At 64.6% G+C, this 13246-nt stretch carries 8 protein-coding genes and 1 pseudogene; 8 read left to right on the top strand and 1 reads right to left on the bottom strand.

Features of this window, described 5'->3' with window-relative positions:
- From I5W_RS20780 to guaD, 4 genes are all read left to right on the top strand, one after another.
- On the top strand, positions 1-1037 hold a 1037-nt coding region (locus tag I5W_RS20780; RefSeq protein WP_044530657.1), incomplete at its 5' end, for a xanthine dehydrogenase small subunit.
- Positions 1038-1096: 59 nt separating this feature from the next.
- Positions 1097-3466, top strand: coding sequence for a xanthine dehydrogenase molybdopterin binding subunit (gene xdhB / locus I5W_RS20785; protein WP_044530658.1), 2370 nt, complete (start codon positions 1097-1099; stop codon positions 3464-3466).
- A 21-nt stretch (positions 3467-3487) separates the two neighbouring features.
- Complete coding sequence (gene xdhC, locus I5W_RS20790; RefSeq protein ID WP_044530659.1) at positions 3488-4576, top strand: xanthine dehydrogenase accessory protein XdhC; 1089 nt, start codon at positions 3488-3490, stop codon at positions 4574-4576.
- A gap of 187 nt (positions 4577-4763) precedes the next feature.
- Positions 4764-6062: a guanine deaminase gene (gene guaD / locus I5W_RS20795; RefSeq protein WP_044530660.1), complete on the top strand. Its 1299-nt coding sequence runs from the start codon at positions 4764-4766 to the stop codon at positions 6060-6062.
- 104 nt (positions 6063-6166) lie between these two features.
- On the opposite strand, the gene I5W_RS20800 is transcribed toward guaD, so the two are convergent.
- On the bottom strand, positions 6167-6769 hold the full coding sequence (locus I5W_RS20800; RefSeq protein ID WP_044530664.1) for a TetR/AcrR family transcriptional regulator: 603 nt from the start codon (positions 6767-6769) through the stop codon (positions 6167-6169).
- A 244-nt stretch (positions 6770-7013) separates the two neighbouring features.
- On the opposite strand from I5W_RS20800, the gene I5W_RS20805 reads away from it, so the two are divergent.
- The 4 genes and pseudogenes from I5W_RS20805 to I5W_RS20825 all read left to right on the top strand — a co-directional run.
- Positions 7014-8561, top strand: a complete 1548-nt coding sequence (locus I5W_RS20805) for an efflux transporter outer membrane subunit (protein ID WP_374702149.1) — start codon at positions 7014-7016, stop codon at positions 8559-8561.
- Positions 8562-8566: 5 nt separating this feature from the next.
- Entirely contained in the window at positions 8567-9802 is a 1236-nt protein-coding gene (locus I5W_RS20810; protein ID WP_199901779.1) for an HlyD family secretion protein, read from the top strand.
- A 30-nt stretch (positions 9803-9832) separates the two neighbouring features.
- Positions 9833-11410, top strand: a complete 1578-nt coding sequence (locus I5W_RS20815) for a DHA2 family efflux MFS transporter permease subunit (protein ID WP_181459113.1) — start codon at positions 9833-9835, stop codon at positions 11408-11410.
- A 295-nt stretch (positions 11411-11705) separates the two neighbouring features.
- Positions 11706-13246 (top strand): annotated as a pseudogene (locus I5W_RS20825) (DNA mismatch repair protein MutS); the annotation flags it as partial.

Consider the following 13246-nt stretch of genomic DNA (forward strand, 5'->3'; position numbering starts at 1 on the left):
GGCACTGTGCGCTGCCCGGCTATCGTCCCATCATCGATGCGGCACGGCGCATGGGCGAGTTGCCCAAGGTGGAGTTCGACCGCGAAGCCGTCAAGCAAGCCCTGCGCGAGATCGATCACGACGCGCCGCTGGTGGTGAGCCATGCCGGCCAGACCTTCCACGCCCCGCGCACGCTGCAACAACTGGCGCAACTGCGCGCGGCCCTGCCCCAGGCGCGCATCCTGGCCGGCTCCACCGATGTGGGCCTGTGGGTGACCAAACAGATGCGCGAGCTGGGCGATATCATTTATATCGGTCGCGTCGAAGAATTGCGCACCATCAGCGTGCACGGCGAGATGCTGGAAATCGGTGCCGGCGTGTCGCTGGAAGAGGCCTATGCCGAAGCCGCGCGCCATTACCCGGAAGAACTGTCGGAACTCTGGCAGCGCTTCGCCTCGCTGCCGGTGCGCCATGCCGGCACGCTGGGCGGCAATGTCGCCAATGGCTCGCCCATCGGCGACTCCATGCCCTGGCTGATCGCACTGGGGGCGCAGATCCTGCTCTACAGCGTGCGGGGGCAGCGCGTCATGGCGCTGGAAGATTTCTATCTGGCCTATCAGAAGTCGGCCCTGCAGGCCGATGAAGTGGTGCAGGCCGTGCGCATCCCGCTGCCGCAGAAGGATGTGCGTTTCCGGGTCTACAAACTCTCCAAGCGCTTCGACCAGGATATCTCGGCAGTCTGTGCCGCCTTCGCCTTGCGCATGGAGGGCGACACCATCAGCGAGGCGCGCATCGCCTTCGGTGGTATGGCGGCCACGCCCAAGCGTGCCGCGCAGGCCGAGGCGCTGTTGCAGGGCGGTGCCTGGAGCGAGCCCCAGGTGCGCGCCGCCATGGCGGCCCTGGCGCAGGATTACGCGCCGCTGTCGGACATGCGCGCCAGCGCCTCCTATCGCCTGCGCAGCGCCCAGAACCTGCTCTATCGCTACTGGCTGGAAACCCGCACCGAGGCGCCGCTGGCGCGCCAGGACGTGCGCGCCTTTGCGGTCAATGCGGCGTGACGCCGGTTGCACCGTATCCACCGTATATACCGTATATACAGCCTCCGCAGGAGAAGCGCATGAACAAGCAAAGCGAACAATTCCTTCATACCCTGGTGCCGCCGCCGGCCGACTGGGCCACCGTGGGCAAGCCCCATCCGCATGAATCGGCACGCTTGCACGTCACGGGTGAAGCCACCTACACGGACGACATCGTCGAGCTGCAAGGCACGCTCCATGCGGCCCTGGGCCTGTCGCAGAAAGCCCATGCCCGGCTGCGCGCCATCGACCTGGACAAGGTCAAGGCAGCCCCGGGCGTGGTGGCCGTCTTCACCGCCGAAGATATCCCCGGTGACAACCAATGCGGCGCGATCATCCATGACGATCCGGTGCTGGCCGACGAGCTGGTGCAATACGTGGGCCAACCGATCTTCATCGTGGTGGCCGACAGCCACGACCGCGCCCGTCGCGCCGCACGCCTGGCCGTGATCGACTACGAAGAACTGCCGCCCATCCTCACCCCGCGGGCCGCCCATGCCGCGCAATCCTACGTACTGCCGCCAATGCACCTGAGCCGCGGCGAACCGGCCGTGGCCCTGGCGCTGGCGCCGCACAAGCTGCGCGGTCAATTCGATGTGGGCGGGCAGGAGCAGTTCTACCTGGAAGGGCAGATTTCCTATGCCATTCCCAAGGAGGGGCGCTCCATGCATGTGTATTGCTCGACCCAGCACCCCAGCGAGATGCAGCACCACATCGCCACCGTCCTGCAACTGGCTGCGCACGACGTGCTGGTGGAATGCCGGCGCATGGGCGGCGGCTTCGGCGGCAAGGAATCGCAATCGGCCCTGTGGGCTTGCGCAGCAGCCGTGGCGGCGGCGCACCTGCGCCGTCCGGTCAAGCTGCGCGCCGACCGCGACGACGACATGATGGTCACCGGCAAGCGCCACTGCTTTGCCTATGACTACGAGATCGGCTACGACGACGATGGCCGCATCGTCGCCGCCAAGATCGACATGATCTCGCGCGCCGGGTTCTCGGCCGACCTGTCCGGGCCGGTGGCCACGCGCGCGGTCTGCCACTTCGACAATGCCTACTATCTCTCGGACGTGGAAATCCACGCCATGTGCGGCAAGACCCACACCCAGTCCAATACCGCCTTCCGCGGCTTCGGCGGACCGCAGGGGGCGCTGGCCATCGAGTACATCATCGATGAGATCGCCCGCAATCTCGGACGCGATCCGCTGGAAATCCGCCGCAATAACTTCTACGGTCCCAGCGAGGAAGAAGGACCGCTGGCACGCAACGTCACCCACTACGGCCAGAAGGTGGAAGACAACATCATCCATGGCCTGGTGGACCAACTCGAACAGAGCAGCCGCTACCAGGAACGGCGCGGCGAGATCGCCCGCTTCAATGCCGCCAATACGGTGTTGAAGAAAGGCCTGGCGCTCACTCCGGTGAAGTTCGGCATTTCCTTCAACGTGCCGCACCTGAACCAGGCCGGCGCGCTGGTGCATGTCTATACCGATGGTTCGGTGCTGGTCAATCATGGTGGCACCGAGATGGGACAAGGCTTGAACACCAAGGTGGCGCAGGTGGTGGCCCACGCCTTGGGCGTGCCACTGGAAAAGGTGCGCTGCAGCGCCACCGACACCAGCAAGGTCGCCAACACCTCGGCCACCGCCGCCTCCACCGGCAGCGACCTCAACGGCAAGGCGGCGCAGGATGCGGCCTTGCAGATCCGCGCGCGCCTGGCCGAGGTGGCGGCCCGGCATTTCAAGGTGGAGAGCTCGGCGCTGTGCTTTGCCGATGGCCTGGTGCTGGCCGGTGAACAGTCGCTGCCCTTTGTCGAACTGGTGATGCAGGCTTACCTGCAACGCGTGCAGTTGTGGTCCGATGGTTTCTATTCCACGCCCAAGGTGCATTGGGATGCCAAGCGTATGTACGGCCATCCCTTCTTCTATTACGCCTATGCGGCGGCGGTGTCCGAAGTGGTGATCGATACCCTGACCGGTGAATGGAAGTTGCTGCAGGCCGACCTGCTGTATGACGCTGGTGAAAGCCTGAACCCGGCGCTGGACATCGGCCAGGTCGAAGGCGGCTTCATCCAGGGCATGGGCTGGCTGACCACCGAGGAACTGTGGTGGAACCAGGATGGCAAGCTGATGACGCACGCCCCCTCGACCTACAAGATCCCGGCCATCTCGGATTGCCCGGCAGCCTTGCGCACCGAGCTGTATGCCAACAGCAATGTGTCCGACACCATCCACCGTTCCAAGGCGGTGGGCGAGCCGCCATTGCTGCTGCCGTTCTCGGTGTTCCTGGCCATTCGCGATGCGGTCTCGGCGGTGGGCCAACATCGCGTGAACCCGCCGCTACGCGCCCCGGCCACCAGTGAAGCCATCCTCGACGCAGTCGATGCCGTGCGCGCGGCTACCGCGATCCAGTAAGACCGCCACCGGAGAACGATCATGACGACATGGTTAAGCGCCCTGCGCCGGATGCAGCAAGAGGCCATCCCCGCGGTGCTGGTGACGGTGGCGCAGATCCAGGGATCGACCCCGCGCGCGCCCGGCGCCCGCATGGTCTACAGCGCCGATCAGCAGTTCGATACCATCGGCGGCGGCCATCTGGAATGGCGCGCGGCGCAGATTGCACGCGCCATGCTGCAAACCGATGCTGCCTCACTGCCCGGACAGCGCCGGCTGGAGCGCATCGCGCTCGGCCCCAGCTTGGGGCAGTGCTGCGGCGGCGTGGTGGTGCTCTGCTTCGAACGCATCGGTGCGGATGAAGAAGCCCTGCGCACATGGCAGGTGCTGGAACAATCGTGGTGTCGTGGCAATGACCTGTGGCGGGCTGTGCCGCTGGACCAGATCCATGCACAACAACTCCATGCAATCGATGGCCGCAACTGCCAGCCCGATGCACCCGATCATGGCCTGCCAGCGATGGATCTGAATGATGTGCGCCAGACCCACCTGCTGCGCGACCGCCACGGCCATCGCTGGCTGCTCGACCTGTGTCGGGCGCACCAGCCGCAGGTGGTGCTGTTCGGCGCTGGCCATGTGGGCGCGGCCATCGTCAAGGTCTTGTCCACCCTGCCCTGCCGCGTGCTGTGGGTGGATGAGCGGGAAGACATGTTCCCGCCCGATCTGCCCGCGCAGATCCGCATCGAAGCCACCGACGTGCCCAATGCCGCGGTCGACATGGCCGAGCCCGGTGCGTATTATCTCGTGATGACCCACAGCCACGCCCTCGACCAGCAATTGACCGAACGCATCCTCAAGCGCCGGGACGTGGCCTGGTTCGGCCTGATCGGCTCCACCACCAAGCGCAAGCAGTTCGAACATCGCCTGGCCGCACGCGGCTTTGGCGCCGCCGAACTGGAACGCATCACCTGCCCCATCGGCATCCCCGGCATCTACGGCAAGGAACCGGCCAGCATCGCCATCGCAGTGGTGGCGCAACTGATGCAGTTGTGGGAGCTGCGCCTGAGCCATCCCCCATCCAAGGCACTGCCATTGCACCTGGCCACACACGCTCTGGACGGCAGAGGCTGAAGGAACACCCTGCCGTCACCCTCCGGCAATCCTGTTAACACGCTGTCCAGGCGGATACGGATTGCCCTTCGATTCCACCCGCCCCCCTTACGGAAAGCACGGTCACGACAGTGCCTTCCAGTATGATGACCATTGAATCGACGGCCTGCGCAGTACGCGCCAGGCCTGCCCGCCTTGAGGAAACGCCATGAGCACACCGCTGCAAGCCTACCGCGCCAGCCTGCTGTATTTCACCAACGACCCCGCCTTCGACGAACACGCCACGCAATGGCACAGCGATGGCCTCCTGCTGGTGCAAGACGGCAAGGTCCAGGCCGCCGGCGACTATGCCCAACTGTCGGGCCACCTGCCGGCCGGCACCGCCATTGACGACCTGCGCGGCAAGATCATTTGCCCCGGCTTCATCGACACTCACGTCCATTATCCGCAGACCGACATCATCGGTTCGCCCGCACCGGGCCTGCTGCCCTGGCTGGACAACTACACCTTCCCCGCCGAGCGCCGCTTCCAGCAGCCGCAACACGCAGCCGAAGTGGCCGACTTCTTCCTGGCCGAACTGCTGCGCAACGGCACCACCAGCGCAGCGGTCTATTGCACCGTGCATCCGCAGTCGGTGGATGCCTTCTTCCACGCCAGTCATGCGCGCAACCTGCGCATGGTGGCCGGCAAGTGCCTGATGGATCGCAATGCGCCGGATTTCCTGTGCGATACCGCCGAATCGGGCCTGCGCGAGAGTGAAGAACTGATCGGCCGCTGGCACAACAAGGGACGCCAGCATTACGCCATCACCGTGCGGTTTGCGCCGACCTCCACACCTGAGCAGATGAAGCTGGCCGGTGAATTGGCGGCGCAATACCCGGACGCCTACATCCAGACCCACGTGGCCGAAAATACCGATGAAGTGCAATGGGTGAAGGAACTGTACCCGGATGCGCGCAGCTACCTGGATGTGTATGACGGCTATGGCCTGATGCGCCAGCGCGCGCTGTATGCCCACTGCATCTGGCTGGACGACCAGGACCGCGCGCGCATGGCGGCCACCCAATCGGCAGCCACCCTGTGCCCGACCTCCAACCTGTTCCTGGGCAGCGGCCTGTTCGATTTCGCCCGCGCCGATGCGGCCCGGGTACCGCTGTCATTGGCCACCGACGTAGGAGGCGGCACCAGTTTCTCGATGCTGCAGACCATGAACGAGCTCTACAAGGTGGCGCGCATGGGCGGCACCTACCTGCCGGCGCAGCGCATGTTCTACCTGGCCACGCTGGGCGGCGCCCGCGCCTTGCAACTGGAGGGAACCATCGGCAGCTTCACCCCCGGCTGCGAGGCCGACTTCATCGTCCTCGATCCCCAGGCTACGCCTTTGCTGACGCGCCGCAGCGCCACCACCGACAGCCTGGAAGAACAATTGTTCGCCTTGGCCATCCTGGGCGATGACCGGGCCGTCGCTGCGACTTATGCGGCGGGGGTGAGGGTCCACCAGCGGTGAAATAGTTCATATCCCTGCTTTAAGGGCTCAAGCCGGGCTTGCCATTGCGGTGAGCCCGGTTTTTTTACGCCTGTCCTCTGATGCATTCAATCTCTGAACCACCCTCACCGCGGCTGATACAGATACACAAACGCCTCCACCGCCCGCCGTGCCGAGGCCTGCAACTGTTCCGGCGCAATCTCGGTGACCACATTGAGCATCCGCATTTCCATCCATTCCGCCTCCATCAGGGCGCGGAACTGCATGGCCGCAATCCACGCGTCGCCGGGGTGCAGCTTGCCTTCGTCCATCTTGACCTTGAGGAACTCGGCAATGCGCGTCCAGCCGCGCTTGGGGCCGCGCTCATACAGCATGGGGCCGAGCTCGGACTTGCCGGCGTAATAGGAACCGAGCCGCTTGACCGCAATCACCTCGGGTCGGAATACCACCGCCAAATAATGATCGGCCAGACGCAATAAACCGCCGCGTACATCGTCTTCATTGCGCAAGGCCATGAAAAGCTCTTCGAACTGGCAGCCCACCTGCTTGACCATCACCTCCACGAAGATTTCTTCCTTGGAACTGAAGTAGTTGTACAGCGTGGCCTTGGAGCCGCCGACACGGGCCGAGATTTCCGCCATGGAGGCGCCTTCGAAACCGATTTCATTGAATACCTCGGCGGCAATATCGATCATCGCCTGCCGCCGTTCTTCACTTTTCTTGCGCATGGATTTTCCTGTGAGGCCGGCCGTGGTCGCGGCCAATCCCGAATTATAGGCGGAGATGCTGGCAAAAGCCGCCATCTTCAACTCAAATGCCAGATAAAAATCGCTGTTGCGGCATTGCCGCATAAAAACGAGCAATTTGTCGCAATGAGCCTTGACGTTTTCTGAAACCGAATACTATACTGAACTGTACAGTTTTAAAACCACAGATTTCCTGATTCATTCGTTCACCCCACTCTCCACGAACATGAATAACACCTCATCTCCCCAAGACCCGGCCGCGTCCCTGGCGCAGCAGCGCGGCCGGCCCTGGCGGCCAGCGGCGTCGGCCTCGGTGGCCGTGCTGGCGGCAGCGCTCATGGCGGGCTGCGCGTCCTTTACCGATCTGGGCCCACGCGCCGAACCCAAGTCCATCGATCACTACCAGAGCAGCCAGACCCTGGCCGCCAGCGCGGTGCAGGCGGCCTGGCCCAGCGATCAATGGTGGACGGTCTATGGCGATGCGCAACTGAACGGTCTCATCGATGAAGCGCTGCAAAGCGCGCCCTCCATGGCAGTGGCCAAGGCGCGCCTGATGAAGGCCGAAGGCGCGGCCCAGCAGCAAGGCGCGGCACTGTATCCGCAAGTGAGCGGCAATGCCTCGCTGGACCACATGAAGCAGTCCTACAACAACGGTTTCCCGCCGGCGCTGGTGCCGCACGGCTACAACAACGAGACCCGCACCAGCCTGGATTTCAGCTATGAAATCGACTTCTGGGGCAAGAACCGCGCAGCCTTGGCCGCGGCCACCTCGGAACTGGAAGCCAGCCGTGCCGATGCCGCCCAGGCGCGCATCACCCTGGCCACCTCGATTGCCTCGGCCTATGCCGAACTGGCCCAGTTGTATGCCCAGCGCGATACCAATGAAGCGGCCTTGAAGGTGCGCGTGGAAACCCTGGACCTGTTCAAGCAGCGCTTTGCCAATGGCCTGGAGACGCGCGGCTCGGTCAAGCAGATGGAAGCGCGCCGCGCCATCGCCCAGGCCGACCTCAAGGCCACCGACGAATCCATCGCCCTGCAACGCAACAAGCTGGCCGCGCTGGCCGGTGCCGGCCCGGATCGCGGCCTGCAACTGGCGCGGCCCCAGATCGACCTGTCCAAACCCTTCGGCCTGCCGCAGCAATTGCCGGTGGAACTGCTGGGCCGCCGGCCCGATATCGTGGCTGCCCGTCTGCGCGCCGAAGCGGCGGGCAAGCAGATCAAGGTGGCGCGGGCGGCGTTCTACCCCAACGTCAACCTGTCGGCCTATATCGGCTTGCAATCGCTGGGCCTGAACATGCTGACCCGCAGCGGCTCCGACATCGGCAGCGTCGGCCCGGCCATCTCGCTGCCCATCTTCAATGGCGGCCGTCTGCGCGGACAGTTCCGTTCGGCCAGCGCCAGCTATGACGAAGCCGTGGCCAACTACGACCAGGCCGTGACCCAGGCCCTGCAGGACGTGGCCGACGTGGGCGTGAGCGAGAAAGCCCTGAGCGGCCGCCTGGCCGATGTACAAGCCGCGGCCGATGCCGCCGAAGAGGCTTATCGCATCGTCAGCAACCGCTACAACGGCGGCCTGGCCAATTACCTCGACGTGCTCAATGCGCAGGACACGCTCATCAGCAACCTGCGCCAACTCTCCGATCTGCGCTCGCGCATGTTCACCCTGGATGTCGCGCTGGTGCGCGCCCTGGGTGGCGGCTACCGTGCCGCCGACGACAGCAAGAGCCAAGACAGCGCCCATGCGCCCCACACCGAACCGCAAGCGAAAGGTTGATCATCATGTCCCATAGCGATTCCCAAGCCGCCCACACCCTGGCCGAAGAGGCCAAGCAGCGCAACGAAGCCACCGCGCGCGCCGCCAACACGCAAAAGCGCAAGAAGCTCTTTGCCATCTTCGGTGGCGTGGTCGCCATCGTCGCCGTCGGTTACGGCGCCTACTGGTACCTGATCGGCTCGCGCTACGTCGAGACCGACAATGCCTATACCGGCACCGAAGTGGCCACCGTCACCCCGGCCATCAATGGCATCGTGGCCGCCGTCGATGTGGTCGATACCCAGGCCGTCAAGAAGGGCGACGTGCTGGTGCGCATCGATGATGCCGACGCCAAGCTGGCCGTGGACCAGGCCGCCGCCGACCTGGACCGCACCGAGCGCAAGGTCCGGGGTTACTTCGCCAACGATGCCGGCCTGGCAGCCCAGGTGCTGGCCCGCGAAGCGGACCAGAAGCGCGCCAGCGCCCAGTTGCTGTCGGCCCAGGCCGATCTGCAGCGCGCCCAGATCGACCTGCAGCGCCGCGAAGCGCTGGCCAAGTCGGGTTCGGTCTCCGGTGAAGAACTGAGCAATGCCCGCACCGCCCTGCTGACCGCGCAGGCCAACCTGAAGGCGGCCGAAGCGGCCGAAGTGCAGTCCCGTGCCAATATCAAGGCCACCCAGGGAGCAGAAAAGGCCAGCACCGTGCTGACCGCCAACACCACCGTCGCCGACAACCCCGAGGTGGTCCTGGCCCGCGCCAAGCTGGATCAGGCCAAGCTGGACCTGGAGCGCACCGTGCTGCGGGCGCCGGTCGATGGCGTCATCGCACGGCGCCAGGTGCAGGTCGGCCAGCGCGTGCAGAGCGGTGCCAGCCTGCTGTCGGTGGTGCCGATGCAACAGATGCACGTGGATGCCAACTTCAAGGAAGGCCAACTGACCAAGGTGCGCATCGGCCAACCGGTGACCATGACCTCCGACCTCTATGGCGGCTCGGTGCAATACCACGGCGTGGTCACGGGCCTCTCCGGTGGCACCGGTTCGGCCTTTGCCGTGATCCCGGCGCAGAATGCCACCGGCAACTGGATCAAGGTGGTACAGCGCCTGCCGGTACGCATCTCGCTGGACCCCAAGGAACTGGCCCAGCACCCGCTGTCGGTGGGCCTGTCGATGGTGGTCGAGATCGATACCCGCGGCCAGATCCAGGCCGGCGACGTCCAGCCCAAGTCGGCCCAGAACAACGATGCCAAGCACGCCGCGCTGTAACGCCCCGGCCACGACCAGAAGAGGTTCATCATGTCATCCACTCTGAGCGCAGAAGCCGGCGAGCTGCCGCCCCCCACACCACGACCGGAGCCGCTGGAAACGCCGCTGACCGGGGGGCAACTGGTCGGCGCTGGCATCCTGCTGGCTGCCGCCAACTTCATCGCGGTGCTCGATACCACCATCGCCAACGTCTCGGTATCGACCATTTCCGGGGCGCTGGGCGCCTCCACCAGCCAGGGCACCTACGTCATCACCTCCTACGCGGTGGCCGAGGCCATCACGGTGCCGCTGACCGGCTGGCTGGCCAATCGCTTCGGCACGGTGCGCGTGTTCATCCTGTCGATGATCATGTTCGGCGTGTTCTCGGCGCTGTGCGGCCTGGCCAATTCGCTGGGCATGTTGATCGCCTTCCGGGTCATGCAAGGTCTGGCCGGTGGTCCGCTCATGCCGCTCTCGCAGACCCTGCTGCTGCGCATCTTCCCCAAGGAAAAGGCGCCGGCTGCCGTCGGCCTGTGGGCCATGACCACGCTGGTGGCACCGATTGCCGGCCCGATCCTGGGCGGGGTGCTGTGCGACCAGTACAGCTGGCCCTACATCTTCTGGATCAACGTGCCGGTGGCGCTGATCTGCGGCTATCTCGGCTGGCGGATGCTCAAGCGCTTCGAAACCAAGACCAGCAAGCTGCCCATCGACCGCATCGGGCTGATCCTGATGGTGGTGTGGGTAGCAGCGCTGCAACTGATGCTGGACGAAGGCAAGGAAAAGGATTGGTTCGCCTCCACCGAGATCGTGCTGCTGGCCATCACGGCGGTGGTGTTCTTCGTGGCCTTCCTGATCTGGGAGCTGACCGAGCACAATCCCATCGTCGACCTGCGGGTATTCCGCCATCGCGGCTTCACTGCCAGCGTCACCACCATCTGCCTGGCCTTCGGCGCCTTCTTCGGCTCGGTGGTATTGACCCCGCTCTGGCTACAGGGCTACATGGGCTATACCGCCACCTGGTCGGGCTGCATCTCGGCGTTGACCGGCATCCTGGCGGTGATGGCCGCGCCGCTGGTGGCCAAGATGTCGACCACCATCGATGCGCGCAAGCTGGTGTGCTTCGGCGTGACCTGGCTGGGCTTCATCACCTTCCTGCGGGCCTTCAACACCACCGATATGTCGTTCTTCCAGATCGGCTGGCCCTTGTTCCTGCAAGGCATCGGCTTGCCACTGTTCTTCGTGCCGCTGACTAGCCTGGCGCTATCCAGCGTGAACGAAGAAGAGACCGCCTCGGCAGCCGGCCTGATGAGCTTTTGCCGCACCATGTCCGGCGCCATTGCCACCTCCATCGTCAATACCAGTTGGGAAAACGACGCCACCCACTTCCATGCCGAACTGGCGGGACTGGTCGATCGCAGCGGCGCTGCGATCCAGAGCATGATGGCCTCCGGCATGAGCCTGGAACAGGCCACCGCGTCGCTGGCGCAGACGGTGCAGAACCAGGCGGTGATGCTGTCGACCAATCACATCTTCATGATGGCCGCGGTCTCGTTCTCGCTGGCGGCGCTGGCGGTCTGGCTGGCGCCCAAGCCGACCCGGGTGGCCGACACCACCGCGGCGCACTGATCCACTGCTCCCCTACAGTCCGTCGCCCCCACGGACTGGGCAGGCGGCCACTTCGGTGGCCGCCTGTTTTTTTTGGGCGTCGCAGATGTTGTGGGCACAGGCCGCAGGCTTGGCTGCACCCTGGCAATGCGCGTACAATCGCGACTCAAGTATGCGGACCACGGTCCGCATTTTGATTTTATGGCGAACCGCCCGTGCGGCCGTCGAAACGAATTTCCGACATCCCGCCGCCAGCCCACGCGGCATCGCATTCCCGAACTTGCAAGAGGCGGTCCCCGCATCGCCACCCAGAACCATGACCAAAGACCTCGCCGCCCACACGCCGATGATGCAGCAGTATCTCCGCATCAAAGCAGATCACCCCAACACGCTGGTGTTCTACCGCATGGGCGATTTCTATGAATTGTTCTTCGAGGATGCCGAAAAGGCCTCGCGCCTGATGGGCGTCACGCTGACCCAGCGCGGCTCCTCCAACGGCAACCCGATCAAGATGGCCGGCGTGCCCTTCCATTCGGTGGAGCAATACCTGGCGCGCCTGATCAAGCTGGGCGAATCGGTGGCGATCTGCGAACAGATCGGCGACCCGGCCACCAGCAAGGGCCCGGTGGAACGCAAGGTGGTGCGGGTGGTCACCCCCGGCACCCTGACCGATTCCGATCTGCTGCCCGAAAAGGCCGAGCGCTGCCTGCTGGCCATGCAGTTGCTGCCGTCGAAATCGCGCAAGCAGATGCAGGTGGGCCTGGCCTGGCTGTCCATGGCCAGCGGTGCGCTGAAGATGATGGAATTCACGGTCGAGGCGCATCTGCTGGATGGCCGCGTGAAGCAGGAACTGGAACGCATTTCGGCCGCCGAAGTGCTGGTGGCCGAAGGCCAACTGGAACAGTGCGAACCCCTCTTGCCCAATCGCGCCGTCACAGTGCCGGACTGGCATTTCGACCAGCCCAGCAGCGAAAAGGCCCTGCTCGATCAACTGGGCGTGGCCACCCTGCACGGCTTCGGTGCCGATGGCCTGGGCCCGGCCATCTGCGCCGCCGGCGCCCTGCTGCGCTATGCGCAATCGACCCAGGGACGCGGCCTGCAGCACGTGCGCACGCTCACCGTCGAATCCGAAAATGAATTCATCGGCCTGGATGCCGCCACCCGCCGCAACCTGGAACTGACCGAAACCATCCGCGCGCAAGATGCCAACACCCTGGCGCCCACGCTCTTTTCCACGCTGGACCACTGCCGTACCGCCATGGGTTCGCGCCTGCTGCGCCACTGGCTGCATCACGCCCTGCGCGACCAGCAAGTCGCGCGCGAACGCCACGCCGCCATCAATGCCCTGATGCGTACCGATGCCTGCTCGGGCCTGTCGGCGACGCTTGCCGCGGTGCCCGACATCGAACGCATCACCACCCGCATCGCCCTGCTGTCGGCGCGTCCGCGCGACCTGGCGGGCTTGCGCGCCGGCCTGCAGCAACTCGGTTCGCTGCGCGCCTATGTGGAAATGTGCGCGCGTGACGCCGAGGCGCCGCTGCTGGAGCAATTGCACGACGACCTGGCCACACCGGTGGAATGCCTGGACCTGCTGGAACGCGCCATCATGTTGGATACACGCATCCTGTGAGTGAGACGGCGTGGTGATGAATCGGCGGCTTCTATTGCTAACTGGACGACTTGCGCGGGGTGATTCTAAATAGGCCGGCTACATACCTGCTGGGAGATGGACAGCCATGAGCTGCGAACATGCCATGATTGTGAACCTGGCTGTCGAATACGACTTAGCGCATGATTTCTATCTCGAATTCACCCCTATGAAGAACTACAAGGTGGCGGAAGACTATCTGCGCCGCC

Origin of the sequence: Herbaspirillum sp. B65, assembly GCF_000333555.1 — a bacterium.
Taxonomy (GTDB): domain Bacteria; phylum Pseudomonadota; class Gammaproteobacteria; order Burkholderiales; family Burkholderiaceae_D; genus Herbaspirillum; species Herbaspirillum rubrisubalbicans.

Excerpts from the sequence above, each read along its gene's own strand:
- xdhB (WP_044530658.1), top strand. The coding sequence starts at position 1,097 with ATGAACAAGCAAAGCGAACAATTCCTTCATACCCTGGTGCCGCCGCCG.
- xdhC (WP_044530659.1), top strand. The coding sequence starts at position 3,488 with ATGACGACATGGTTAAGCGCCCTGCGCCGGATGCAGCAAGAGGCCATC.
- guaD (WP_044530660.1), top strand. The coding sequence starts at position 4,764 with ATGAGCACACCGCTGCAAGCCTACCGCGCCAGCCTGCTGTATTTCACC.
- I5W_RS20800 (WP_044530664.1), bottom strand. The coding sequence starts at position 6,769 with ATGCGCAAGAAAAGTGAAGAACGGCGGCAGGCGATGATCGATATTGCC.
- I5W_RS20805 (WP_374702149.1), top strand. The coding sequence starts at position 7,014 with ATGAATAACACCTCATCTCCCCAAGACCCGGCCGCGTCCCTGGCGCAG.
- I5W_RS20810 (WP_199901779.1), top strand. The coding sequence starts at position 8,567 with ATGTCCCATAGCGATTCCCAAGCCGCCCACACCCTGGCCGAAGAGGCC.
- I5W_RS20815 (WP_181459113.1), top strand. The coding sequence starts at position 9,833 with ATGTCATCCACTCTGAGCGCAGAAGCCGGCGAGCTGCCGCCCCCCACA.